Annotated in this window: 21 protein-coding genes and 1 pseudogene; 14 read left to right on the top strand and 8 right to left on the bottom strand. The window is 29.7% G+C overall.

The window, feature by feature from the left end; genetic code table 11:
- Nucleotides 1–113 precede the first annotated feature (113 nt).
- From KPL38_RS11380 to KPL38_RS11365, 4 genes are all read left to right on the top strand, one after another.
- Entirely contained in the window at nucleotides 114–1682 is a 1569-nt protein-coding gene (locus tag KPL38_RS11380; RefSeq protein ID WP_312884196.1) for an ATP-binding protein, read from the top strand.
- Between the two features lie 295 nt (nucleotides 1683–1977).
- On the top strand, nucleotides 1978–3711 hold the full coding sequence (locus KPL38_RS11375) for a DUF4153 domain-containing protein (protein WP_216289254.1): 1734 nt from the start codon (nucleotides 1978–1980) through the stop codon (nucleotides 3709–3711).
- A gap of 46 nt (nucleotides 3712–3757) precedes the next feature.
- Nucleotides 3758–4252, top strand: a complete 495-nt coding sequence (locus tag KPL38_RS11370; protein WP_216289253.1) for a DUF2975 domain-containing protein — start codon at nucleotides 3758–3760, stop codon at nucleotides 4250–4252.
- A gap of 37 nt (nucleotides 4253–4289) precedes the next feature.
- Nucleotides 4290–4493, top strand: a complete 204-nt coding sequence (locus KPL38_RS11365) for a helix-turn-helix domain-containing protein (RefSeq protein ID WP_216289252.1) — start codon at nucleotides 4290–4292, stop codon at nucleotides 4491–4493.
- 119 nt (nucleotides 4494–4612) lie between these two features.
- Here the strand turns inward: KPL38_RS11365 and KPL38_RS11360 are convergent, their stop codons facing one another.
- Both KPL38_RS11360 and KPL38_RS11355 read right to left on the bottom strand, forming a co-directional pair.
- Nucleotides 4613–6070 (bottom strand): DEAD/DEAH box helicase, encoded by a 1458-nt coding sequence (locus tag KPL38_RS11360; RefSeq protein WP_216289251.1) that lies wholly within the window; start codon nucleotides 6068–6070, stop codon nucleotides 4613–4615.
- A gap of 245 nt (nucleotides 6071–6315) precedes the next feature.
- Nucleotides 6316–6513, bottom strand: a complete 198-nt coding sequence (locus KPL38_RS11355) for a cold shock domain-containing protein (protein WP_071611355.1) — start codon at nucleotides 6511–6513, stop codon at nucleotides 6316–6318.
- A gap of 348 nt (nucleotides 6514–6861) precedes the next feature.
- On the opposite strand from KPL38_RS11355, the gene KPL38_RS11350 reads away from it, so the two are divergent.
- The 4 genes from KPL38_RS11350 (at nucleotide 6862) to KPL38_RS11335 (ending at nucleotide 11356) form a co-directional block, all read left to right on the top strand.
- Entirely contained in the window at nucleotides 6862–7308 is a 447-nt protein-coding gene (locus tag KPL38_RS11350; protein ID WP_216289250.1) for a MarR family winged helix-turn-helix transcriptional regulator, read from the top strand.
- Between the two features lie 123 nt (nucleotides 7309–7431).
- A complete protein-coding gene (locus KPL38_RS11345; protein WP_216289249.1) occupies nucleotides 7432–8229 on the top strand; it encodes a nitroreductase family protein in 798 nt (265 codons plus the stop codon).
- Nucleotides 8230–8756: 527 nt separating this feature from the next.
- Nucleotides 8757–10013 (top strand): D-alanyl-D-alanine carboxypeptidase family protein, encoded by a 1257-nt coding sequence (locus KPL38_RS11340; protein WP_216289248.1) that lies wholly within the window; start codon nucleotides 8757–8759, stop codon nucleotides 10011–10013.
- A 287-nt stretch (nucleotides 10014–10300) separates the two neighbouring features.
- Nucleotides 10301–11356: a LysM peptidoglycan-binding domain-containing protein gene (locus KPL38_RS11335; protein WP_216289247.1), complete on the top strand. Its 1056-nt coding sequence runs from the start codon at nucleotides 10301–10303 to the stop codon at nucleotides 11354–11356.
- Between the two features lie 193 nt (nucleotides 11357–11549).
- Here KPL38_RS11335 and KPL38_RS11330 read toward each other — a convergent pair whose 3' ends face one another.
- Complete coding sequence (locus KPL38_RS11330; protein WP_216289246.1) at nucleotides 11550–13247, bottom strand: methyl-accepting chemotaxis protein; 1698 nt, start codon at nucleotides 13245–13247, stop codon at nucleotides 11550–11552.
- A gap of 375 nt (nucleotides 13248–13622) precedes the next feature.
- Between KPL38_RS11330 and rd the strand changes: the two genes are divergently transcribed.
- On the top strand, nucleotides 13623–13781 hold the full coding sequence (gene rd / locus KPL38_RS11325) for a rubredoxin (protein ID WP_216289245.1): 159 nt from the start codon (nucleotides 13623–13625) through the stop codon (nucleotides 13779–13781).
- A 218-nt stretch (nucleotides 13782–13999) separates the two neighbouring features.
- On the opposite strand, the gene rpiB is transcribed toward rd, so the two are convergent.
- Nucleotides 14000–14470: a ribose 5-phosphate isomerase B gene (gene rpiB, locus KPL38_RS11320; protein WP_216289244.1), complete on the bottom strand. Its 471-nt coding sequence runs from the start codon at nucleotides 14468–14470 to the stop codon at nucleotides 14000–14002.
- 208 nt (nucleotides 14471–14678) lie between these two features.
- Between rpiB and KPL38_RS11315 the strand changes: the two are divergent.
- A pseudogene (locus tag KPL38_RS11315) lies at nucleotides 14679–15083 on the top strand (response regulator); the annotation flags it as partial.
- Between the two features lie 109 nt (nucleotides 15084–15192).
- On the opposite strand, the gene pyk reads toward KPL38_RS11315, so the two are convergent.
- The 3 genes from pyk to KPL38_RS11300 all read right to left on the bottom strand — a co-directional run bounded on the left by pyk (nucleotide 15193) and on the right by KPL38_RS11300 (nucleotide 19783).
- A complete protein-coding gene (gene pyk, locus KPL38_RS11310) occupies nucleotides 15193–16938 on the bottom strand; it encodes a pyruvate kinase (RefSeq protein WP_216289243.1) in 1746 nt (581 codons plus the stop codon).
- 317 nt (nucleotides 16939–17255) lie between these two features.
- A complete protein-coding gene (locus KPL38_RS11305) occupies nucleotides 17256–18599 on the bottom strand; it encodes a C40 family peptidase (RefSeq protein WP_216289242.1) in 1344 nt (447 codons plus the stop codon).
- Between the two features lie 557 nt (nucleotides 18600–19156).
- A complete protein-coding gene (locus KPL38_RS11300) occupies nucleotides 19157–19783 on the bottom strand; it encodes an ankyrin repeat domain-containing protein (protein ID WP_216289241.1) in 627 nt (208 codons plus the stop codon).
- A gap of 211 nt (nucleotides 19784–19994) precedes the next feature.
- On the opposite strand from KPL38_RS11300, the gene KPL38_RS20060 reads away from it, so the two are divergent.
- The gene (locus KPL38_RS20060; RefSeq protein WP_216289256.1) at nucleotides 19995–20468 is read left to right on the top strand and encodes a methylated-DNA--[protein]-cysteine S-methyltransferase; all 474 of its coding nucleotides are present in this window, start codon (nucleotides 19995–19997) and stop codon (nucleotides 20466–20468) included.
- 158 nt (nucleotides 20469–20626) lie between these two features.
- On the top strand, nucleotides 20627–23650 hold the full coding sequence (lacZ, locus tag KPL38_RS11290) for a beta-galactosidase, LacZ type (RefSeq protein WP_216289240.1): 3024 nt from the start codon (nucleotides 20627–20629) through the stop codon (nucleotides 23648–23650).
- Nucleotides 23651–23995: 345 nt separating this feature from the next.
- Here lacZ and KPL38_RS11285 read toward each other — a convergent pair whose 3' ends face one another.
- A complete protein-coding gene (locus KPL38_RS11285; protein WP_216289239.1) occupies nucleotides 23996–24181 on the bottom strand; it encodes a hypothetical protein in 186 nt (61 codons plus the stop codon).
- A 250-nt stretch (nucleotides 24182–24431) separates the two neighbouring features.
- Between KPL38_RS11285 and speE the strand changes: the two genes are divergently transcribed.
- Entirely contained in the window at nucleotides 24432–25304 is an 873-nt protein-coding gene (speE, locus tag KPL38_RS11280; protein WP_216289238.1) for a polyamine aminopropyltransferase, read from the top strand.
- Nucleotides 25305–25667: 363 nt separating this feature from the next.
- A complete protein-coding gene (locus KPL38_RS11275) occupies nucleotides 25668–25874 on the top strand; it encodes a hypothetical protein (RefSeq protein WP_216289237.1) in 207 nt (68 codons plus the stop codon).
- Nucleotides 25875–26211 lie beyond the last annotated feature (337 nt).

Here is a 26211-nt window from a genome sequence, read left to right as displayed (position 1 = left end):
AATTTAGAAATGAATAAAAATAAACATTAACATTAATAAAGATAAGTAAGAAATCATTCGTATTATTTAAAGAAGGTTTCTTATCAAACTTATAATTAGATTATACAAGGGATATAATTAATCATTTCATTAGTGAAAAAGCATATCTTGTTACACCTGGGTGGCTTAGAAATTGGAAAAAAAATATTGAATTTTTAGCTTTTGATAAAGAACAAGTAAAAACAGTTTTTAGTGAAATGTATGTGGAAATTAGGCTTTTAGATACAGGAGTTTTTGATGATAGTTTAGAAAATCTTCAGAAATTAGCAAAATATGTGAATCTTCCTTATGATTGTATTTTTGTAGGATTAGATTTTTTTAGCATGTTTATAGAAAAAAATGTACTGGAATGGCGTTTGAAATGTGAAAAAAAGAGATCGACTTTGCTACTGGCAAACACAAATAGACAATTTTCTGATCATACGTCAGCTAAACAACAACTTTCATATATCCTAAATAGTATTCATGAAGGCGTGTTTATTATAAATTCAAAATATGAAACAGTATTTGTAAATAAAGCTGTAGAAAGACTATTAAATCTTAACGATTTTAAAGATATTATAGGAAAAAATGCATTTGATATTGTTCCTAAGGAGTATCTTCAAATTGTACATGAAAGATTTAGGAATATACTGGATAATAAAATGTCAGCACCTTTAATTGAAGAAAAATTTGTGACTTATGATAATTGTATTATAGATATTGAAATATATTCTGGAGCCATTAAATATGAAGGTGAATGGAGTATACTTAGTGTGGTAAGAAATATTTCGGAAATAAAAAATTCAGAAAAGCTTAAAGTGAAAATTGTTGAGCAAAACAAACTGTTAGATGAGGCAAGGGAATATGATAAGTTAAAAAATGAATTTTTTTGTAATATATCACATGAACTTAGAACACCAATAAATGTAGTGCTTAGCGCATTGCAATTACTAAATTTAAATGAAATAAACCAATCAAGCAGTGAAAATGAACTGAAGGTAAAGAAATACTATAAAATAATGAAGCGAAATAGTTATAGATTATTAAGGCTAGTAAATAATTTAATTGATATTACCAAAATTGATGAAGGATATTTCAAGTTGAGATTAAAAAATGAAAACATTGTAGCCATAATTGAAGATATAACAATGTCAGTAGCAGACTATGCTAAACATAAAGGGTTGAGACTTGTTTTTGATACAGACATTGAAGATAAAATAGTAGTTTGTGATGCAGATAAAATAGAAAGAATAATATTGAATCTTCTTTCTAATGCAATAAAATTCACTCCGATAGGAGGAAACCTATTTGTGAAAATTACAAACAAGCGTTCAGGTATACTTGTATCTGTGAAGGACACAGGCGTTGGGATTCCTAATGATATGAAATTGTCTATTTTTGAAAGATTTGTACAAGTAGATAAATCTCTTTCAAGAGATAGGGAGGGAAGCGGTATTGGCCTTTCTCTTGTAAAATCTCTTGTTGAGATGCAGGGGGGAACAATTAGAGTTGAGAGCCAGTATGGTACTGGCAGTGAATTTATAATAGAACTTCCTGAGACTGGTTTGCCAGAGAGTGAAACAATTACTTTAGATGACAATATAGCTAGGGTAAGCGATGTAGAGAGGATAAAGATGGAGTTTTCAGATATATATGATTGAAATTGTTTTAGACAATAGATGTTGAATCTATTGTCTAATTGTTTTATTGTTTGCAGAAATTTTGTTATATGTTTTATGTATTGGTAAATATAATGAATTCTGATATTTATATAATTTGGAAAGAAAGGTATTAAATATGTTTTATAATATATATTTATTGATAAACAATAAATATATATTGTAAAAAGAATAATAGTATGATAATATTATCTTAAAGTTTATATAGATTAACAAGTAATTTCATATTCTACAAGTGTATGCATGAAAAATATATAAACTATAAGGAGGCAATGCTATGAAACTTATAAAATCCATTGGAAATATTTTCACGAGGTTGTATTTAAGTCTTAAGAGATTCCCTTTAACTGTACTTTTATCGGCTTCAACTTTTGCTCTGCTTATAGCTATTTCAGAAATTAATCCCAAAGATGATACTCTAAGTAAAATAACATTGATATTAGCACTTGGAATACCTTTGTCACTTTGCATAAAACTTATTTTTGAGAAGATGGAGGAAGAAAATACCTATAGGATTGCGAGTGCTTATTTTGGTGGTGGTTTAATACTCGTATTGTATTACTTCTTGCTTTTAAAAAATATAGAGATGATTACAATTACAAGATACATTGCTGTAAGTCTTGCGCTATATTTAGCATTTATCTTTATACCATATATTCTAAAAAAAGAACAATTTGAGATGTATGTTATAACTATATTTACAGGCTTTTTCATAACAATACTTTATTCAATTGTACTTTTCTCTGGACTTTCTGCAATTTTGTTTACTATAGATAAGCTACTTGGGATAATAATTAATGGTAAAGTTTACTATTATACATGGTTATTTGTGGTTTTTATATTTGCACTTTCGCATTTTCTCGCAGGGGTACCTCGTAAAGATCAAAAATTAACCCCAAAATCTTATCCAAAACTATTAAGAATATTAATTCTATACATTGTAATGCCACTTTTAACTGTATACACAATAATTTTATATATATACTTTGGAAAGATAATATTAACCTGGTCATGGCCAATGGGGATAGTATCAAACCTGGTTTTGTGGTACTCAGTTATTGTTACAAGTATCTTATTCTTTATTACTCCTATAAGGGAGGAAGTAGGTTTTGTAAATAAATTTTTAAAGTATGCTCCTAAAATAATACTTCCGCTTTTAATAATGATGTTAATTTCTATAGGAATTAGAATAAATGCTTATGGAGTAACAGAAAAACGATATTTTGTTGTTATTTTAGCCCTCTGGGTATTTTTTATAATGTTATATTTCTGCTTTAGTAAAAAGCTAAGGAATATAATAATTCCTGTTACACTTTCAATTGTTGCACTTATTTCTGTATTTGGTCCGATTAGTAGTTATTCAATTTCAAAGATGAGTCAAAATAATAGACTTCAAAAAATTCTAATAAAAAACAACATGATTAAGAATGAAAAACTACAAAAGTCTACTAAGGTTTCAATTAAAGATAGGGCGGAGATAAGCAGTATACTTAGGTATTTTAATGACTATCATGACTTTTCTGATGTTAAATATTTACCTGTAAACTTTGAATTGTATGATACCAATAAGGTACTTGGATTTCCGGAAAATACAAGCTATGGATCACCTGATAAGAGTTTTAATTTTATGAGAAAACTATCAGATAAGAATATAGATATAAAAGGATATGACTATTTAATTGATATGAAAAACATAAATAATGTTCAAAGTATCTCAAATAGTGATTTAGACGTATCGTATGACTATGAATCAAAGACTATAAAAATAAACTATGCTAATAAAGAAGTTTATAAAAAGAGCTTAAATTCTTTTGTAAAATCGCTTGCGAATAAATATTCAGATTCATCAAAGGTTGATGGATTACCAATTGAAGAAATGACGCTTGTTGATGGAAACCAAAAGATAAAAGTTAAAATTGTGTTTATAAATATATCTGGAAATAAAAATCAAGAAACACAAAATGTAGACATTAATGATATTGAGTTTTATTTGCTTGTTAACATTAGATAGCCTTTAATCTAAAACAATAAAATTACAAGTTATGGAGGAAATTTATATGAAATATTACGGGGAAACATCTTTATCATCTCTACTAAAGTTAATGCTGGATGCGTTAATAATTATAGGGTTTATAGTATATTTATTAATACTTAGAAAAAACTTGGTGATGGGGCAAGTAAACTTAAGTAACATTAAAAATATTATAACATGTGTTTTATTTGTATTAGGGGGTTTTGCGTTGATTTGCATAATGTATTATTTAAGAGATATTATGAAATCATTAGTTAAAGCAAATCCTTTTGTATGGAAAAATGTTAAAAGTTTAAGAAATGTTGCTAATTCATGTTTTATAATTACAGCATGTTATATACTCAATTTTTTTATTAATAATCAATATCAAAATTTTAGGCTAATAGAAATTGATGCTAGAGGCATTCATACAGACATTGAGTTTATCATCTTTTTCTTCGCGGGTTGTTTTACATTAATTCTTTCTAAGGTTTTTAAACAAGCAATTGAAGTCAAAGAAGAAAATGACTTTACCATATAGATATTTGTATTATATATAATAAATTGAGGTGAAATACATGGCAATAATAGTGAATCTAGATGTAATGATGGCAATAAGAAAAATTTCCTTATCCGAACTAGCAATTAAAGTTGGAATTACAAATTCTAATTTATCTATTTTAAAAACTAATAAAGCAAAAGCAATAAGATTTTCTACACTTGAGGCTATATGTAGAGAACTCAAGTGTCAACCAGGAGATATTTTAGAATACAGGGATTGAAAAATTAATAATAGAAGTTGTATATATTGAACTGAATAAGGAACTGATTCCTAACAAATAAAGTACCTAAAGAATAAACATTTCTTTTGAAAAGTGTTTATTCTTTAGGTACCATTGTATTAATTTCTGTCTGCTAATATGGTTTTACTTACGTTTCGAAGTCTTCCTTTAATGGGTTTCTCTTGTAGGGCGTTAAATACCAATTCACCTTTATTATTTAATATCTCTACAAAGGTAGATATATCAACAATATCGATAATTCCGATATCATCTTTAGTAACGCCTTCTATGTTGCAAATTGTACCTACGATATCTGATGCTCTCATTTTTGTTTTTTTACCTGCATTAATATGTAATTTCATAATTTCTTTGTCAAGCTCTGCGCCTTTTGTTTCTTTAACTTCAGGCCGCGTATCCATTTTATCGATAAATTCTTGCCTGGCATTATCTACAGCTTGGGGAGAAGGGTTTTCTTCCAAAGAAATTTCTTTACCAATATAATGATGTATATCATTTAAAAATCTATTATCTCGTTGCGTTACAAAAGTGATAGCTTTGCCCATTTTGCCGATACGTCCAGTTCGTCCTATTCTGTGAACATAGCATTCCTTGTCTTTGGGCACATCATAATTAATTACAAGACTAATGTTATCTATATCTATACCACGAGCTGCAACATCTGTAGCTACAAGGTATCTAAAGTAACCCTTTTTAAAATCGTTCATTACTCTTGTTCTATCGCTTTGTTCCATTCCACCATGTATTTTTTTACAAGTATACTCGAGGTCTATAAGCTCGTTAAAAACTGAATCTACTTTTACTTTTGTATTACAAAATACTATACAACTATCAGGGTTTTCTACTGTAGTTACATCACTTAAAAGGTCAATTTTATCTCGTTCATCAACGTTATATCGTTTTTGAATAATATTATCCGATTTTTTATCTTTATCTTCTATATCAATGTATACAGGATCGTTCATGTAATTGCTACATAAATGATCAATATCTCTTGGCATTGTGGCTGACAATAACATAGTTACGTGGTTTTCAGGTAAATTTTTTAATATTGTTTCTATCTGATCAACGAATCCCATATTAAGCATTTCATCAGCTTCGTCGATTACAAGATACTTTATATTTGATGTATCTAGTGTTTCTTTATCTAAATGGTCTATAATACGTCCAGGGGTACCAACTACAACATGCGTCTTTTGTTGTAGTTCTTTTTTTTGATTATAAAAAGGTGACTTCCCATAAATTGCAGCTACTTTAAGTCTTTTAAATCTGCCTATGTTAAAAATGTCTTCTTTAACTTGAATGGCAAGTTCTCTTGTTGGTGTAAGAACTAATGCTTGAGGTTTATTTTCTTCCCAATCTACTAACTGACAAATAGGAATAGCATATGCTGCAGTCTTTCCACTTCCAGTTTGTGATTTTACTACTACATCTTTTTGTGCAAGTACCGCTGGAATAACTTGTTTTTGAACGGGTGTAAAATCATTAAAATTTAACATGTTAATTGCTTTTATTAATTCATCGCTTAATTGATAAACGTTTAAATTTTCTTTTGTCATTTGATCATCTCCTAATAAATATACTAACTCTTTTATTATATCATATACATGAATAGCAACATAAAATAAACCCTGAACAATGAAATTCAGGATTTAGCGTTTATTTTGATGCTTTTCAAAAGAAATCTATTGAAATTTGTATTAGGTATAAGTTAAAAAAGTTTGTAATACCGCACGTATTAAAACTACAAAAAAATAAAAAAGACATTAAATAGTTACCTATTTAATGTCTTTTTTTATTACTATTATAAAACAGTAATATTTTCTGCTTGTGGGCCTTTAGGTCCTTTAACTATATCAAAAGAAACCTTTTGACCTTCGTCAAGTGATTTGTATCCATCTGAATTAATTTGAGAGAAATGTGCGAAAACATCTACTCCGTCTTCTCCTGTAATAAAACCAAATCCTTTTTCACCATTAAACCATTTAACTGTACCATTCATATAATGTAAACCTCCGAAATTTTATTTCTTAAACTACTTGTAATAACTACCCAATAAAATTTTGATATCAAAATACTATATTTTAAAAAATATTTATTGAAATATATCTGCGCTTCATTATTTACTATTCATTTAAGTCAATTCCTATGTTATCACAATTAATTTGAAATAGCAAGTATTATCATTTTATTTATTGGAAATTATATATATTTAATTAATTAACATGACATATACCGTAAATTTTTATCTATAAATTATTAAATTGGAAAAGAAAAAACATGATGCTTGACATAGGTTTACCTCCAGTATAATATATGTATATACATATATTATACTGGAGGTAAACCTATGTGTTACTTAATCTCATCTAATAAAAAGCATGTACAGAATTGTGCTTGTGGTAATCTAAGAAAAGCTACTCGTACAATTACTCAATTTTATGACAAAATGCTTCAACAAACAGGATTGCGGAGCACTCAATGTTTACTATTACTGGATATTTCTTTGAATAAAAATATTTCTGTTTCTAATCTTGCTAATATTTTACTAATGGATCAAAGCACTGTAACAAGAAATATTGAATTATTGAGAAAAAGTGGATTTATTGATATTAAAAAAGAAGGACTTGATTCTAGAAAAAAGTGTATATTTATAACTGATAAGGGATTAAAGAAGCTTGAAGAATCTAAACCTATATTGAATAAAGCACAAAACAAGATTGAAAATGGTATTGGTAAAGCAAGAATTGAAGAATTATTAAAAATTTTAACGGATATTGAGAAATTAGTAGAGTAAATTTTTTTAGCATAATATATGTATATATATATGTGAAATATAGTAAAGAGAATAACTGATAATTATACTAGTTTATTTAATGACATATGGACAAAAGTTAATTTCAATAAGGAGATGTACAAAATGAGTCTTATAACTGTGAATGAAGAAAAATGTATTAAATGCGGACAATGTATTAAGGGGTGTCCATCATATGTTTTGAAAATGGGAGAAAATGGCCCAGAAGAAATAGAAGAAACTAAGTGTATTGCTTGTGGACATTGTGTTGCTATATGTCCTACCGCTGCTATAGATAATAAAAAATCACCTTTAGCACAACAAGTTGATTTAAAAGATTTTCCTAAGCTAAATGCACAGCAGGCAGAGCATTTTTTAAAATCACGTCGTTCAATTAGAAATTATAAAGAAAAATCAGTTTCAAGAGAAGAATTAACAAAACTAGTAGATATCGCAAGAATGGCACCTACTGGAAGCAATGCTCAAGGCATATCATTTTTAGTGGTTGAGGATAAAGCATTAATTGCAAAGGCTACAGAACTTACTATTCGGATTATGGAACATTCTCCACTAAAAAATGCATTAAAACAAATTATTAATGCTTACAGAGTTGATGGAGTTGATTCAATTTTCAAAGGTGCTCCCAACTTAATTATAACTACGGCGGATAAAGATTTTACAAACGCGCGAGATAACTCTGTTTCTTCTTTGACTTATTTAGAATTATATGCACCTTCACTAGGAATTGGATCTTGTTGGGCTGGTTTTTTTGAGTATTGTGCGTCTATGAAGCATTCACCAATGCTTAAATTATTCAACATCCCAGAAGAGAAAAAAATGACAGCTGCTATTATGGTTGGTTACCCTAAGTATGAATATAAGAGATTAGTAGAGAGAAATCCATTAGAAGTTACTTTTTTATAATATAATAAATATAAATGATATAATCATGTAACTCGTGAAGATGATTTATACGTGGTGAGTATGATTAGAAAAATATAAAAACCGCCTGGGTAAAAGTGAATTTTAGTCAGGCGGTTTTTATATAAAATTATTCCAATCACTATTGCAGAGACAAGCCATTTGTATTTTAAACAAAAGAAAATCCACATAGAGCAAATACAACTGTTAGATACAAAGTCTATCATACAGGCGATATATAGGCTTTTTAACACATCTTGGTTGTTACTAAGTATAATAATTTACTCGATTTTACATAATAAAGAAAATTAGTAGCTAATAAAGAAAATAAATGCCTTTTAATTAAAAAAAATGCCTTTTAATTAAAAAAAATGCAAATGTTCTAATAACTATATGTGTTATAATATTATTTTGTATGTAAAATTTTATTTGTAATAAAATATTGTTTTCGATTGTATTGTAGTAATGTATACTACAAAATATATTTTATAATGTATGTATAATAAATTAAAGTAATGGAGAGATGAAAGTTGAAACAGAAAAGATTTTTTATTCTAATTGTTTTATTTTTAGTATTTTATACGAGCCAAAATATTTTCGCTGCGACTATAAATGAAACTACTAAATTACCAACTATATATGGAAAAGCTGCAATCACGGTAGATGTTGCAACTGGTGAAATAATTTACGCGAAAAATGTAGACAAGCAGATGTACCCTGCGAGTACAACAAAACTAATGACTGCATTATTATTAGCTGAGAACAGGAAAAAAACTGATATAATAAAATATACTAAAAGTGCAAAATCTCAGCCAGCGGATTCTTTAAATGTTAATTTTCATTCAATTGGAATTGATGAGACCATGACAGGTGATGACGTAATGGACGGTCTGGCAATGTATTCAGCGAATGATGCGGCATATATGATTGCTGACAACATTTCAGGAAATTCTACAAATTTTATGAAAATGATGAATGATAAGGCTGCCAAATTGAAGATGACAGGAACCCATTTTGTAACTCCTAATGGTCTTCACCGTTCTGACCATTATACAACGCCTTATGACATGAGTATATTGGCTAGAGTTTCATTTTTAAACACATGGGTAAAAGAGTCTATGGGTAAAAAGCAAAATACTTTATTAACATCAAAAGGTACAAAATTTAAAATTGAAAATAGCAATAAACTTCTTGGAATAGATGGTTGTATTGGTGGTAAAACAGGATATACATCAAAAGCTGGTAGATGCCTTGTAGCCTTTTATACAAGAAATGGAAGAGAGGTCATGGGAGTTGTTATGGGATCAGTTATGGATGCAAGCGACACTTATGTTTTCAATGATATGAAAAAAATAATTGATTATAGCTACTCTTTACGTTCAACAGTATTACATGCAAGCAATTCTGTTATAAAAACTGAAATATTAAAATGCAAACCACTAGTTTTTTTTGGACCAGAGAAAACCATTAATGCACCAGTAGTAGCTAAAGAGGATATTAGCTATTATAACAACGAAGCAAACAAAAAAGAATTACAGGAAAATATAAACTTAACAAATATTAACATTTCCAGTATTACAGGGAAAAAGAGCATTGGTACATTGACATTAAATGAGAAAGGCAAAGCAAAAATTTACAAACTTTATTCAACTGTTTCTATGGGAACTTTAGTAAAAAATGTTATGCCTACATATTTTATGGTTGCTGGAATATTTGTATTGTTTGTAATTATTTTTAGAGTAAGTACAATTAATATAAATAAGAAAAAAAGAAGAAGAAAATTTTAGAAAATTGTAATTTAATAATTATTATAGCCATTTAGATAGTTAAATCTAAATGGCTAATTTTTATTAATACACAAAATTTTATCAAGGATAAAACTATATATGTTTAATAAGAAAAATTTGGAATAAGTTTGTATGAACTTTTTTTATTATTGTATTATTATGTTATAATAGAACAATATTGCAAATAAATCGTCGATCATAAAATTCCTGGGGAGAAATTTTATGAATAATAAGGGCGATTATACTAAACCCATAAACTAGCCTGGGGGGCACAAGGAGGAGAAATAATGACTAAATTTAAAAGCCTTAAATCTATTTTTTTAGCATCAGTGTTAACAATTGGGGTTTCAACAATTACATCACAAAATGTATTTGCGGCAACAACTAAAACATATACAGTAAAAAGTGGAGATTGCTTATCTAGAATAGCAAAATCATGTGGAGTATCATTAAATGATTTAAGAAAAGTTAATAATAAATGGAATGATTCTATTTTTCCTGGACAAGTTCTGAAACTATCAGCAGCAGCAACTACTAGTGTTACTGTGAAACCAACTACAAGTTCATTAAAAACATATACAGTAAAAAGTGGAGATTGCTTATCTAGAATAGCAAAAGCTTGTGGAATATCATTAAGTAACTTAAGAAAAGCTAATAACAAGTATAATGATTCCATTTTTGTTGGACAAGTTCTTAAACTTTCAGTAGTTGCTAGTGTTCCAGCGAAACCTGCTACACAAACAAGTAGTACTTCACTTAAGACTTATACAGTGAAAAGTGGGGATTGTTTATCTAAAATAGCAAAACAATGTGGAATATCATTAAGTAACTTAAGGAAAGCTAATAACAAATATAATGATTCCATTTTTGTTGGACAAGTCCTTAAACTTACTGCAACAACAGGTTCGGCCAGCACAACTAGCACAACTAGTGCTACGATAGTACAAGCAAAAACTTTGTCAATAAGATATACAGAAAGCGAATTAAACTTGCTTTCGAGATTAATAACTGCAGAGGCGGGAGGAGAATCTTATAATGCTCAAGTTGCTGTAGGAGCAATAGTTGTAAATAGAGTTAAAAGCAGCTTATTTCCTAATTCAATTAGCGCTGTTATTAATCAAAAAACGAATGGTAGCTATCAGTTTAGCCCAGTTGCTAATGGCAACATTAATAGACCTGCAGATTCAAGCGATTTAAAGGCAGCAATTGCAGCACTTAATGGAAATGATCCAACAAATAATGCATTGTTTTTCTATAATGGTAATACGCCTTCAAAATTGACTTCACCACAACCAGTTTCAATAATAATAGGTCACCTAACATTCGTGCACTTAATAAAATAATCTAAACATAGTTGAAAGAGGTATACCATTATTTATTGCTCTTTCTATATCATAAACATGTTAGGAAAAATAAGAGGTAGTATCTTAATTAATTAAGATGCTACCTCTTATTCATGTACTAAAGATTTTTTTTGAAACACACATATTACTTAATTGTTTTATTGGATGAGAGTAATATGTTATTAGATAAAGTTTAAAGCTTAAATTTGTTAAGTTCTTCAGTTAATTGTATAGCTGAATTTGTAAGATTTTGAGCAGTACTAGCTACTGACCCAGCTGAGTTCTTCATTTCCTCAGTAGAAGCTGCAATTTCTTCAGCTGAAGCTGAGTTTTCCTCTGACACAGCGCTAGTATTTTCTATCTTTAATATTACGGGTTGCATGTCACTGTTTAGATTACCGATACCTGCTGATACTTTCTTTATATCAGGTAATATAGTCTCTACAGAAGTAATAATAGATTTAAATGAGGTTAAAGCAGTGTTTATTGTTGATACCTCATTATTTAGTTCGTTATTAACGTCACCAGTAGTTATTACTAAGTTAGATGTTTCTGATACTACATTTTTTAGTAAACCACTTATAGTGTCTGAAGATTGTTTGCTTTGCTCGGATAACTTTCGTATTTCATCAGCTACTACAGAGAAACCTTTCCCTGCTTCGCCTGCTCTAGCAGCCTCAATTGCAGCATTTAGTGCAAGTAAATTTGTTTGCTCAGAAATATTGTTTATTAATCCTGTTATCTCATTAGCTTGATTTATACTACCTTCAAGTTGTTTGATTTTATTTATTACTCCATCAAAAGATTTACTAATATTGTTTAATGCAGAAATAAGGCCTTCAAGTTGACCATTGCTTGTACTTGCCATGCTACCAATACTTCCTGCGGTAATATTGACATTACTGGTTATAGTAACAAATTCTATTAATGTATCACCGAATTTTTTGATAGCTTCATTTACGGACATCAATTCACTAGCTTGCGATGTTGAACCTATGGCAACTTCATGTATAGCATCAGCTACTTCTAGTGAAGATGCTGACATTTCTTCAGATATTGCAGATAATGTCGATGATTCTTCACCTACAGTGCTAGCAACAGTTGTTATATTGCCCAATAACCCTGCTACAGAGGATCTCATGTTATCTAGTTTTTTATTAATATTTCCAAATTCGGTGTTTGAAGTGGTATCGATTTTTACGGTAAAATCTCCTGAGGCTATAACATCTATAGTAGTCATCATTTCTTTTAATAATAATTGCAATTCGTATACAAATGTTATGGATATTGATAATAACAATAACGCAGAAATAATAGAAACGATTATAAATGCTCTATTAGAAGAAGTAGAAACAATTTTATAATCTGCAGTATCAGCTGAGATAACAGATTTTTCATTCATCACAGCATTTTTTAGTTCGTTAGTTATGGAAGCACCAATAGTTGCAAATTGATTTGATTGCTCGAGGGTAATTGTAAGCCCTGTCTTCCTTTTGCTTGCTACATCGGTGTATACGGCCATATAACTTGTATAATTTTCTTCGATTTGTTTCTCTAGCAAGGCTTCGTTAGTATCTTGTGGCATACTCTTAATTTTTGTAAAACTAGTTCTTACTTTAGAATCAGCACCTTCAACATCTTTAATTTGAACGGCTGAGTAAGGTCTGTCAATAACTTTTGTTAAGTAATTTCTTAATTCATTGAAGGTACTGTTCATGTCACCATATATCTCTATAGTTGCAACCTTATCTGAACTTAAGCTATTATAATATTTACTAAGTTTTGCTGAAGACGTAAAGCTTATGATCCCCATTGCACCAAGTGCAACAAAGGCTACTAATATTAATGCCATAGTTCCTTGGACTAATTTTATTTTTTTCCTTAATTTCATTTCTTTTATCCCCCTAGTTTTATATTTAGTACATTGGTTAGACAAAATTTGTATAAATATATTAAATAGATATTTTATTGAACTATTAAATAAAAAAGTGGTACTATATGTATTATCTGTATTTTATACAAAAACTTAAGTCTTTTTAATAAAGATTAGCAAGTTTATTATTCATCTAAGTGCTATTTTAAATATAGTAGGTTTGAGAAAATTTGTATAATAACACCGATAGTGAGCAAAATAGGATGTATATGACACTTAAAGGTGATTTAAAAAAATGTTGTAATAGATGATGTTGATTTATATGAGAAAATAAAAAGTATGATATAAATACGTGGTTTTACTAATTGTGATAAATTAAGAGGAGGTGTTTTTATGAATAAGTATGTTTGTTTAGTGTGCGGATACGAGTATGATCCAGAAATAGGGGATTTAGAGGGGGGAATAAAACCTGGTACTAAGTTTGAGGATCTTCCAGAAGACTGGTTATGCCCGTTATGTGGAGTTACAAAATTCGATTTTGAGAAAATATAAGGAAGTTTATTACTGCTTAATATTTAGCATATAAGCGTAGAGCATTGTAAAAAAACTACAAATAGAGTTAAGTGTGTGTTTGACACTTAGCTCTATTTGTAGCAATTTGTATAGAATAAATACAAAAAAATGACATCACAAATAGTAAATAAAACTTGCTATCTTACTATTCTATATTATACTATAGATCATAGTATAAGGTATTATTTACAGTTATGTTAGATTTCTGAGAGCTTTTTTAAATGTTTTTCAGAGATCTTGTTTATTTTATCAACTCGTAGTTTATATTTTTTAGTATCAACAAGAAAATCTGTAGTTAACCATGTATTAACGATTTCAAGTGCTATTCCCGAACCAATTATTTTTGCACCTACACAAAGAATATTTGTATTAGAATGCATACGTGCTAATTTTGCACAGAATGGATCCTGACAAACAGCAGCATATAAACCATATATTTTGTTAGCAATTAAAGCACTTCCGTAACCAACTCCGTCAATAAAAATTCCTCTATCAGCTTTACCGTTTGCAACAGCTAGGGCGGCAGGATAAACAAAATCTGATAAATCACAAGATTCCTCACTATATGTTCCATAATCTTGAACCTCGTATCCTTTTGATTCTAAAAATATTTTTACCTCATTTTTCAAAGAAAATCCAGCATGATCACTTGCAATAGCAATTTTCATATTTATGTAACCTCCATTTATTTTTCGAGTTTTATTAATAGTAACACTTGTAAACTTCAAAAGTAAAGTAAGAAAATTAAGTTGCAAAGCAGTTATATCAAAGTTATTTACTTAATAATTTAAAATATTCTCTAAAATAAAAGGAATTAACAAACTTTTGTCAAAATTACATATATTGCAATAAAAACAATCGAAGGAGATTAGTACTATGGGTGAGCAAAAAATAAAAATAATGATTGTTGATAACAGCAAAGAATTTTGTGATATTCTTAATGATTATATATTAATGCAAAATGATATGGTTGTTACTGGAATCGCAGAAAATGGAATAGAAGCATTAAAATTGTTTGAAGAAGAACAACCTGATTTAATAGTACTTGATATAATTATGCCTATACTTGATGGATTGGGAGTAATTGAGAAGCTAAATACAATGAATTTAGATCCAATGCCACATATAATAATTTTATCGGCAGTTGGTCAAAAAAAAATAATTCAAAGAGCTATATCACTAGGAGCAGATTATTATATTGTAAAACCTTTTGATATGGAAGTATTTATTAAAAGAATAAGGAAGTTGTTAAATAAAAATACAGATAATGAAGATGTAAAAATATCACTTACCAATAGCGATAAGGCTAAAAGTAAAATCAATATAAGTATGTAAAATAAAAGAATCATCTGGACTCCAGATGGTTCTTTTATACAATTGTATATTTTAATTACAAATTATCGTTTAAAACTACACCATTATTAGAATCTACTGTAACAACAGTGCAAGATTTTAAAATAGTCATTGCATTTTCAGCACCTACAATTATAGGAATATCTAAAGATGATATAAAGGCAATCGAATGGTTGTCAACGATAGTTTCTTCAACCACTATTGCTGAAGCACTTTTTAAATAAGGCCTCATATCATTATTTATGTGAGGTAGTACTAGAATATCCCCATTTTCAAAGTCTTTATTTATTTGATCTACGGAAGTCGCAATACAGGGCTTCCCGGATACTTTTCCTTTAGTGAGTCCGACACCTTTTAAAAGAATATTACCTACTGTTTGAACTTTTAATAGATTAGTTGTTCCAGCTATCCCAACGGGGCCTCCAGCTGTTATTACAACAACATCTCCTTGTTTAACTAATTTAATGGCTAAAGCTTTATTCACTCCAATTTCAAACATTTCTTCCACATTTGTAGCTTTCCCAACTAGTAATGGAATTACTCCCCATGAAATACATAATTGCCTCTGAACTCTTGGATTTGATGTAGTTGCTATTATGGGGCAAGATGCTCTAAACCTAGAAATCATTCTGGCAGTTTCTCCAGATTGAGTTGCTGAAATTATTGCAACCGCTTTTAGCTGCAATGCAATTGAGCAAGTGGCATAGCTTATAGCATTTGTAATATTTTCCATAGTGTCAAATTGTAATGAGGCTAATTTACTGCCGTAATCAATAGACTCGTCTGCCATTTTAGCAATTTTAACCATAGTTTTTACACTTTCAATAGGATATTTGCCCATAGCACTTTCTCCTGAAAGCATAATTGCACTAGTCCCATCATATACAGCATTTGCTACATCACTAGATTCAGCTCTAGTAGGTCTTGGATTTTTAATCATTGAATCAAGCATTTGAGTTGCTGTTATTACGGGTTTACCATTTTCATAGCATTTTTTGATTATCATTTTTTGAACAATTGGTACTTCTTCTGTAGGTATTTCTACGCCTAAATCTCCTCTAGCTACCATAATGCCATCGGAAACCATTAATATTTCATCAAAATTACTTACGCCTTCTCTATTCTCGATTTTCGAAATTACCCTTAAATCTTGTCCACTATATTTTTTTAGTATTTTTCTAACTTCATTTATGTCTGAAGCTTTTCTTACAAAAGAACAAGCTATAAAGTCAAATCCATTTTCAATAGCAAACTTTATATCTTCAATATCTTGTTTTGTTATTGCAGGTAAATGGGTGTCTGTCTCAGGAATATTTACTCCTTTGTTATTACTTATGGCGCCACCATTTAATATTTTGCAATGAATGTCCTTGCCGATAACTTTTTGTACTTGTATTGCTACAAGCCCATCATTTATTAATATTGTTGTTCCAATTTTAACGTCTTTATATAGCTGTTTGTGGGAAATAGTTGATCTTTCTTCTGTTCCTAAAATATTTTCATTTACAAGTACAAAAGCATTGTTCTCTTGTAATATTACTTCACCTTTTTCGAATTTGCCTAATCTAATTTCAGGTCCCTTAGTATCAAGCAATAATGGAATTGGAATGTTCAATTTCTTTCTTATTTTTTTTACTCTATCCACCCTTAACTTTTGTTCAGTGTGAGTGCCATGAGAAAAATTTAATCTTGCTACATCCATACCGCCTAGTATTAACTGTTCTAATAAATTATCATCATCTACTGCAGGCCCTAGGGTACATATTATTTTGGTCATTCGCATTGCATATCATCTCCTATAGCATTATTTCATTTTAATAATTTTACATCTAAAACTACACTTGGTAAAGAACTTAGATTATTTTATAAGACATATGGGTTAGGTATAGAATAATGAGGATGGTTAGGGGAGATTAATTGTTGATGTGTTTATCTTTGAAGATCATAATACTTTTATTAATTAATAAAAGTTTAAATTTACTTTTTTTTCTAAGATTGTTTTATCATCTATATTATCACAAACTAATTTTACAAAATATATATTAAAATAGGTGATAAAAAATAAAGGAGAATCAAAAATTAATTTGATTCTCCTTTGTTTTAGTTAACTCTACGTCCGTATGTAAAGCCACTATTTAGTTTTTGAATTTTAACTACATCACCTGTATGAGGTGCAGCTATCATATTACCGTTTCCAACATATATTCCTACATGATAAGCAGGTGTTCCAAAGAACACTAAATCTCCTGCTTGAAGGTTAGCTCTAGATACAAGTGTTCCAACATTTTGTTGGCTTTGTGTAACTCTTGGAAGATTTACTCCAAAATGTGCAAATACATATTGTGTAAAGCCAGAGCAGTCGAATCCCGATGGGCTTGTACCACCCCAAACATAAGGAACACCAAGGAAATTTGAAGCATATGCTATAATTGCATTAGAGGATGTAGAGCTACCTCTTGATGCAGTTAACCTAGGTGATACAATTGTTGTTTTCTTTATTACAGCTTTTCTTGGCGTGGCAGCATATTTTGTAACTGCAACTTGGTTAGCTGTAATAGAGGGTCTTGTAACTGCAACTGTTGCAACTTTTTTGGTTGCATTAGCTTGACTTGCAACTGTAACTTTTTTGGTTGTATTAGACTGACTTGCAACTGTTGCAACTTTTGCAACTTTTTTGGTTGTATTAGCTTGTTTTGCAACTGCAACTTGACTAGGAATACTAGTCTGTTTTGATGACGTAACTTGTTTAGTTGTAGCAGTTTGTCCTGGAATAGATACTTTGCTAGCAGCACTTGCAAGTTTTGTTGCAGTAGCTTGATCTGTTACTAGTTGTGAACCATATTGACTTTCTTGAGCATTTAATTGGGATATCAATACAGTTTGATTCGATTTTTGTTTGCTTAAAGTGGCTAATTTCTTTTTATTATCGACTCTTAAAGAAAGCAATTTTGTATTTTCTGTGTTTAATGTTACTTTCTTTAAACTAATTGCAGTTTTTTTTGTTTTCATATCGTCAATAATATTTTGATCAAATTTTACTATCTTTTTAACATTTTCTAATCTGGATATAAAGTCATCTACACCATTTGATCCTAGTATAATATCTACATAGCTTGATGAACCACTCATATACATTGCTCTCATTCTTTTATTAAAAAGAATTTCTTCTGATTTAATATTAGCTTCTGCTTTTGCTATATCTAGTTGATTTTGTTTAATATTTTTTTGTACATTAGTTACACTATTTTTATTGCTATTAATTTTAGACATAATTGTTTCAATTTGATTGTCCATTATTTCAACCTTAGTTTCCAGGTCATTTCTTTGAGCTTGAACCTGCTTAATTTTTGCCGTGTCTGACGCAGAATCTGCGTATACGCTAGTAAAACCAACGCTCATAGCTATAGCAAGTGCCATTATTGTCGAAATCGATTTTCTGTTCAAATTTTCCATCCCCCTACATATAATTTTATGTTTCAACATATTATTCATAATTGTTTCTATTACTTGAACATAACTACCATAATACACAAAAATGGGAAATGTGTAAAGGCAATTTATGGGATATATAGAAAATTTATAACTTAATACTTTCTAAAGTTATATGATATAACTTTAGAAAGTGGATAAATAAGTATTATGTATAGAGTAATAAGGGTAGTTACGAGATGAATGAACGTGTGAAACGTTGCTAGTTGAAGAGATTAGCCATTAATTTTACAAATGAAGCATATAATGCCGTCATTATGTACCCAATGTCTTTTAAACTATAACTTAGTTATTAAATTTTTATAGAAAAAAACAGCCTATCAAGGACCCTTAAAAAAAATTTAAAAATGGAAGCATTTTTTCTAAAAAGAAACTAATTATAGTCTTGCTTCTTTCACTTTTTGAATAAATTTTTTTGCAGTTGTTGTAATTTTTTGCGAGAATCATTATAATAAATAGTTTAGTGATTTTTTAGGCTTATGAGAATCAACTATAAAATATTGTAACCATTTTTATTTAATTGCATTGTATTTTAACAAAATATTTTCTATTTTTTTGTTTTCACAAAGAGCTAAAGGAGTATATCCTAATGAATTTTTTAAATTTATATCAAAGTCTAAACTAATAAGTACTTTCAAAAATTCTTCGAAATGTTCATCAAAACAGTTGATATAATCATCGTGAAGAAGTGTATTTTTATATTTATCTTTTATATTGATATCTGCTCCATATTTTAAAAGAAGATTTAGAAGCTGAACAGAATAATTAAAGCTACAGTAGAATACAGGAGTTTTACCGGATATGTTGATTGCATTAACTTCAGCACCCTTTTTAAGTAACATAGTTATTACATCTATATGAGGGATTATCCTTGCACAAAGCTTGTGTAGAGGAGTCTCTAAAAATTTACTATGATGACTGTTAATATCAGCACCATTATTTATTAAAATCTCAATTACTTTAAAATAATTATTATGAGTGTTATTAATAGCATAATGAAGTATACTTTCAATTGTAAAATCAGAATCTAAATTTTGGGGCCCTTTCAGATAATTTTTTATTTCATCTATGTTGCCTTCCTCAATAAATCTATAAATTGATTTAGGTTCTCCAGAGAATATATTACTGAATATTTTCATCGTAATTACCTCCTGTTAATTAAATACTTTAATTGTTTTTATACTGATATCTTAACATATCAAGACTAAAATGAAAATTAAACTAAGAATTTTGGTTATGATTGGCTAGTTAAAATAAAAATTTTAAAATATAAATTGATGTTTAACATGATAGTTCCAAAGAAATGGAGTAAACTATATATAGAAAAACAAATAAGTAGGAGGTGCTAATATTAACAATATATTTTACTATGAAACATGTATTGGGAAAATAGGAATTGAGGAGAATGGTACAGCAATTACTAATATATATATTGCAAATGAAATTTCTAAAGATATAAATTTGATGGAAACCAAATTACTCAAAAAAGCAAATCAACAACTTCAAGAATATCTTAAGGGAGAAAGAAAAATATTTGACTTACCACTAGAACCTAATGGAACAGAATTTCAGCAAAAGGTGTGGAACTCATTACAAAAAATTCCGTACGGTGAAACCAATAGTTACAAAGATATAGCAAAAAGTATTGGTAATATAAAGGCCTGTCGTGCAGTGGGTATGGCGAATAATAAAAACCCAATTCTTATATTTATTCCTTGTCATCGAGTAATTGGTTCTAATGGCAAATTGGTTGGTTATGCAGGCGGATTGAATGTAAAAGAAAAACTTTTACAAATAGAGAAACAAAATATATATGATAATTAATTTATTTAATATTGATTGCCATAAAGCATTTTAATTCAGAAATCTACATTTATTATCTAGGTTTCAGTAAAACGTTTACTCATAGAGAAAACAAAGAAATGAAATTTGTTGCGGAAATGTTAGGTTATGTAAAGAGACAAAATAAGGAGGAATTAAAAATGAATATTAAGACATCAAGTATAGCGTGGTTATCTGATCCGGCAGTATTTGCAGTTAATAGAATTGACGCTCACTCAGACCACAAATATTATCGAAACTTTGAAGAAGCACAAAACTCAGATATGAAACTAAAACAAAGTTTAAGTGGAAATTGGAAGTTTAGTTTTGCAATTAACCCGGAGGCTAGAGTATGCGACTTTTATAAAAATGAATTTGATTGTAGAGCATGGGATGACATAACTGTACCAGGACATATTCAGATGCAAGGTTATGACAAATTACAATACATAAATACTATGTATCCTTGGGATGGACACAGTGAACTATTACCACCGAATATATCTGATGAATATAATCCAGTAGGAAGTTATGTTAAATATTTCACAGTCGATGAAAACCTTTGCGAAAAATCTTTGCACATATCATTTCAAGGGGTAGAAAATGCTTTCTATCTTTGGCTTAATGGAGAATTTATAGGATATAGTGAGGACAGTTTTACACCATCAGAGTTTGATATATCATCTTTTATAAAAGCAGGTGAGAATAAATTAGCAGTTGAGGTGTACAAAAGATCTACAGGTGCTTGGCTAGAGGATCAAGATTTTTGGCGTTTCTCTGGCATATTTAGAGATGTTTATTTATATTCATTTCCTAAAACACATATTAAGGACATGTTTGTTAAGACGAGCCTAGATAAAGATTATACAAATGCATTACTTGAGGTGGATTTAAAATTAACTGGAGAATTAGATGCTAGTGTATATTTAGAATTAAAAGATAGAAAAGGTAGTGTAGTTGTAAAGGGGGATGAAACAAGAGTTACTGCTTCCATGTCAATTAAAGTGCCTATTAATAATCCAAAGCTTTGGAGCGCTGAAAGTCCATATCTGTATACTCTATATCTTTATATTAAAGATGCTACGGGAAATATCGTGGAGATTTCTAGACAAAGGGTTGGATTTAGAAAATTTGAAATGGTTGATAAAGTAATGAAAATAAATGGTAAGAGGATAGTATTTAAGGGAATAAACCGTCATGAGTTCGACTGCAGAAGAGGTAGGGCTATTACCAAGGAAGACATGCTTTGGGACATTAAATTCTTTAAAAAACACAATATAAATGCAGTAAGGACAAGCCATTATCCTAATCAAAGTTATTGGTATGATCTTTGTGATGAATATGGTATATATTTAATAGATGAGACCAACCTAGAGACCCATGGTTCTTGGCAGAAGATGGGGGCCATTAAACCTGACTGGGTTATACCGGGAAGCAGGCCAGAGTGGCTTGACATAATAATTGATAGGGCAAATTCAATGCTAGAGAGGGATAAAAACCATCCTTCTATCTTAATATGGTCATGTGGAAATGAAGCCTTTGGTGGAGAAAACATATATAAGATGTCTGAATACTTTAGAAAAAAAGACCCATCAAGATTAGTACATTACGAGGGGATATTCAATGACAGAAGTTTTAATGATACTAGTGATATGGAAAGCAGGATGTATGCTAAAGTAAAAGATATAGAAGAATATTTAAATGATAATCCTCAAAAGCCATTTATAAGTTGCGAGTATATGCATGCTATGGGTAATTCTTGTGGAGCTCTGCATAAGTATATTGAACTTGAAGATAAATATGATCTTTACCAAGGCGGATTTATTTGGGACTATATTGACCAATTCATAGTTAAGAAAGACAGAAATGGACGTGAATTTCTAGCATACGGCGGTGATTTTGATGATAGACCTACAGATTATAATTTCTGTGGTGATGGAATAGTTTATGCTGACAGAACTATATCGCCTAAGGCACAAGAAGTAAAAAAGGTTTATCAAAATTTAAAACTAGTTGTAGATAAAAATGGAGTTTTAGTTAAAAATCAAAATCTGTTTGTTGATACTTCAGCATGTTACTTAGAATATTCTATTGATCTTAACGGAAAGGAAATTTTAAGGGACAGTATGCAAGCTACAATTAAAGCAGGTAGGGAAAAATATGTTGAATTTAATTTACCTAAGTTTTGCAAAGTAGGGGAATATTCATTGAATGTCTTCTTTAAACTTAAAGAGAACAATGATTGGGCGGATAGAGGATATACAATTGCCTTTGGACAGTATGTTTACAGCATAGAAGGCAAGTTAGCATTAAAGAATCTGGGTAAGCTTAATGTAATACATGGTGATATAAATATAGGAGTTAAGAATAAAGATTTCTCTGTATTATTTTCAAAACAAGAGGGTGGAATTGTATCGCTTAGATATGAAGGTAAAGAATTTATTACTCGCAGACCGATGCCAATATATTGGAGAGCAATGACTGATAATGATAAAGGAAATGGTTATGGACCTAGATGTGGACAATGGCTCCAGGCAAGTATGTTCCAACACTGCAGTAATGTCAGTGTAATTGAAAATGACAATAACATAATCGTAGAATATATTTACATTTTACCTACACTACCACAAACACAGGTGAAGATTGCTTATACCACATATGGAAATGGTGAGATTAAAGTTACATGTGATTACGCAGGAGTAGAAGGCTTACCTGAACTTCCGATTTTTGGTATGGCATTTAGGTTATCTGCTGATTATGATAATTTTGAATGGTATGGAATGGGACCTGAAGAAAATTATATAGACAGATGTCATGGCGCACATTTGGGAACTTTTAAGAAGTCAGTAATCGAAAATGTTTCTAAATATGCGGTTCCACAAGAAAGTGGAAATCATGTAGGCGTAAGGTGGGCTAAGGTAAAAGATAAAAAAGGTTTTGGAATTGAGTTTGAAGCTGTTGGTGGACAATTTGAACTAGGTGTGTCACCATATACTGCTTTTGAACTTGAAAATGCCCTTCATCAATACGAGCTACCTGAGGTGAATTATACTGTAGTAACAATAGCAGCTAAGCAAATGGGAGTGGGTGGAGATGACAGCTGGGGTGCACCTATTCATGAAGAATATCTCATTGATTCATCTAAAAATATACATTTTGAGTTCATTATAAGAAAATCTAATTAAATTATTATCCTATCAAATGACAGTTTTACAAATGATATTTTATTTTATAATTTAAATAAAAAGGCATCATAGAATTGTAATACCTGCATTTGAAGAGGAACTGAGCATATTAAAATAGGTTTTCATAACAAACTGGTATATATAGCTCGAACACTTAAAAAGAGTGTTCGAGCTATATATACCAGTCTGCATTTTGAAGTATTTTTATTATTTTAATTCACTTAAGGTTTCGTCAAGTGCTTTACATACGTAGTCGCATTGTTTTATTTCTATAGTTAGTGGTGGCTCAATTCTTATTGTTCTAGAGTTAATTAAAGTACCTGCAACAAGAACACCTTTATCAAATCAACCTTTTGATACTTTGTAACCTAAGGCGTCATTAGTAAATTCAAGTGTAATCATTAAGCACATACCTCTAGTGTCTTTTACTAAGTGTTTATATTTACAAGTTACTTTTTTCAATTCACTCATGAAATATGCATCTACTTTAGCAGTTCTTTGCGGTATAGCATTTATAAAAAATTTAAACATGCTATATATATTTTAAAATTGTATAGAATTATAGTGGTGTTACGTAGTATACTCATTCTATTGTTAGGGTATCTTTGTCAATAGCGGTATAAGAGATATAATCACTTAATTGTTAGGAAAACTAAAAGTAATACTAATTACTATAGAGAATATAATTAGTATTATAAAACTGATTCGCATATTAAAAGAAGAACTTAGACTGCAAAGTATAAAGGTTAAAAAAATATTAATATATAATGGAGGAATTACTATGAAAACGAATGAATTACCAAAGTATTTTAAAAAAATTGATAACGAACTATGGTTTGAGGAAGTTGAAGTTGAGAAAAAAAATCTAAAAATAAGTTATAAAGTTAATAAGTGTTTTTCATATTCTAAATCAAATTATCAGGAGGTAGCATTAATTGATACTGATGCGTTTGGCCCATGCCTTGTGCTTGATGGGGTAATGCAGACTACATCATCAGATGGTTTTATATACAACGAAATGATTACTCATATTCCAGTACTTACACATAAAAACCCAAAAAACGTTTTGGTAATCGGTGGGGGAGACTGTGGAGCGGTAAGAGAATTATCAAAATATGATGAACTTGAAACAATAGATATGGTAGAACTTGACGAAGTAGTGACAAAAGAATGCATAAAATTTCTTCCTCAAATAAGTGGAGGTTCTAAATTTGATAAAAGGATTAATTTCAAATTTGGTGACGGAGTTGAATATGTAGCGAAGACTGATGTTAAATATGATGTAGTTATGGTAGATTCTCCAGATCCTGAAGGTCCTGCAAAAGATTTGTTTGGAGAAGAATTTTATAAAAATGTAAAGAGAACATTAAAAGCTGATGGAGTAATGGTATGTCAAAGTGAGTCTCCAATGATTCATCGTAACATAATTGAGAACACGAGAAGAATATTAAAGAATAACTTTAAAATTGTAAAAACATATATAGCAGTTGTTCCTACTTATCCAGGTGGATTATGGAGTTTTACAATGGCGTCAGATGTTTATGATCCTAGCGATATGGACGTGAATAGATTGCCTCTTAAAACTCGTTATTTAACAAAACAAATTGCAAAGGGTTGCTTTGATCTTCCTAATTTTATAAGTGATCTAAAATAGAATAGAGCTACAAAGCAGTTGTTATGTGCATTTTTGTCTATATATTATTGCCCGTTTATAATAAAAAAATTACAAAAATTGATAAAGGGAAGTTCATAAAATGAACTTCCCTTTATATTTTATATTCAAAAATTGCAGGAGCAAATGTAGAGACATTGTATTCTCTTAGATTTTCATGGCTTAAAATATTAGTAATATGAACTATAAATAAAAGTACACGGATAGGTTAAATATTAATATTAATTGTAACATTTTTATGATAAGGATAATAGTATGTACTACTAACAAATGAAGTATTAATGGGACAAACTTAAGTAAAAACTATAATGAATAAATGCACGCATTCAGAGGAGGGATGTACGTATGGGTTGTTGGTGGATACTATTATTATTACTATTTGATGATAACAATTGTGGTTGTAATAATTGTCGTGACGATAATAATTGTTGTTGCAATACTTTTATTATAACGCATCACAAAAAAAAGAAAAAACCATGTTGTAACAATGATCATGTTGAAGATAACGATTGTCACTGTAATAATCGTAACCAAAATTTATGTTCTCAATAAAAATTTAGAATTAAGGAGGCTTTAGTATAGCTAAAGTCTCCTAACATCTATCATTATTATAATGAATGAAAATTCAAAAGAATAAGATGGGCAAATTACAAATATTCTATAATGAACACAATTTTTATGAGAAAATGGAATCTTATAGATATGTATTGCATAGTATATACTATAGCGTGTGAATAAAGTACGCGATAGTTAATAGCCATTCTCCTTTAGAGAGTGGCTATTTTTAGTGTGCCTGGCATGGGCGTTTACTCGTCGGTGAAAGTCCGATACGGGGGCTGATAGTGCCATCCGTTAGCTTAAGACAAGGGTGTCCACCGTGAGGCGGAAT

Origin of the sequence: Clostridium psychrophilum (genome assembly GCF_018861705.1) — a bacterium.
Classification (GTDB): Bacteria; Bacillota; Clostridia; order Clostridiales; family Clostridiaceae; genus Clostridium_AD; species Clostridium_AD psychrophilum.
Note: the sequence above shows the minus strand (reverse complement) of the source record. Positions and strands in the feature narration are given on the sequence as shown.

Bases quoted from the DNA above. Each gene is read 5' to 3' on its own strand.
- rpiB (WP_216289244.1), bottom strand. From the start codon at position 14,470: ATGAAAATTGCTATTGCAAGTGATCATGCTGGATTTTCTTTGAAAAAT.
- speE (WP_216289238.1), top strand. From the start codon at position 24,432: ATGAAAACGAATGAATTACCAAAGTATTTTAAAAAAATTGATAACGAA.
- KPL38_RS11365 (WP_216289252.1), top strand. From the start codon at position 4,290: ATGGCAATAATAGTGAATCTAGATGTAATGATGGCAATAAGAAAAATT.
- KPL38_RS11355 (WP_071611355.1), bottom strand. From the start codon at position 6,513: ATGAATGGTACAGTTAAATGGTTTAATGGTGAAAAAGGATTTGGTTTT.
- rd (WP_216289245.1), top strand. From the start codon at position 13,623: ATGAATAAGTATGTTTGTTTAGTGTGCGGATACGAGTATGATCCAGAA.
- KPL38_RS11345 (WP_216289249.1), top strand. From the start codon at position 7,432: ATGAGTCTTATAACTGTGAATGAAGAAAAATGTATTAAATGCGGACAA.
- KPL38_RS11350 (WP_216289250.1), top strand. From the start codon at position 6,862: ATGTGTTACTTAATCTCATCTAATAAAAAGCATGTACAGAATTGTGCT.
- KPL38_RS11330 (WP_216289246.1), bottom strand. From the start codon at position 13,247: ATGAAATTAAGGAAAAAAATAAAATTAGTCCAAGGAACTATGGCATTA.
- KPL38_RS11285 (WP_216289239.1), bottom strand. From the start codon at position 24,181: ATGTTTAAATTTTTTATAAATGCTATACCGCAAAGAACTGCTAAAGTA.
- pyk (WP_216289243.1), bottom strand. From the start codon at position 16,938: ATGCGAATGACCAAAATAATATGTACCCTAGGGCCTGCAGTAGATGAT.
- KPL38_RS11375 (WP_216289254.1), top strand. From the start codon at position 1,978: ATGAAACTTATAAAATCCATTGGAAATATTTTCACGAGGTTGTATTTA.
- KPL38_RS11335 (WP_216289247.1), top strand. From the start codon at position 10,301: ATGACTAAATTTAAAAGCCTTAAATCTATTTTTTTAGCATCAGTGTTA.
- KPL38_RS11370 (WP_216289253.1), top strand. From the start codon at position 3,758: ATGAAATATTACGGGGAAACATCTTTATCATCTCTACTAAAGTTAATG.
- KPL38_RS11275 (WP_216289237.1), top strand. From the start codon at position 25,668: ATGGGTTGTTGGTGGATACTATTATTATTACTATTTGATGATAACAAT.
- KPL38_RS11300 (WP_216289241.1), bottom strand. From the start codon at position 19,783: ATGAAAATATTCAGTAATATATTCTCTGGAGAACCTAAATCAATTTAT.
- lacZ (WP_216289240.1), top strand. From the start codon at position 20,627: ATGAATATTAAGACATCAAGTATAGCGTGGTTATCTGATCCGGCAGTA.
- KPL38_RS11360 (WP_216289251.1), bottom strand. From the start codon at position 6,070: ATGACAAAAGAAAATTTAAACGTTTATCAATTAAGCGATGAATTAATA.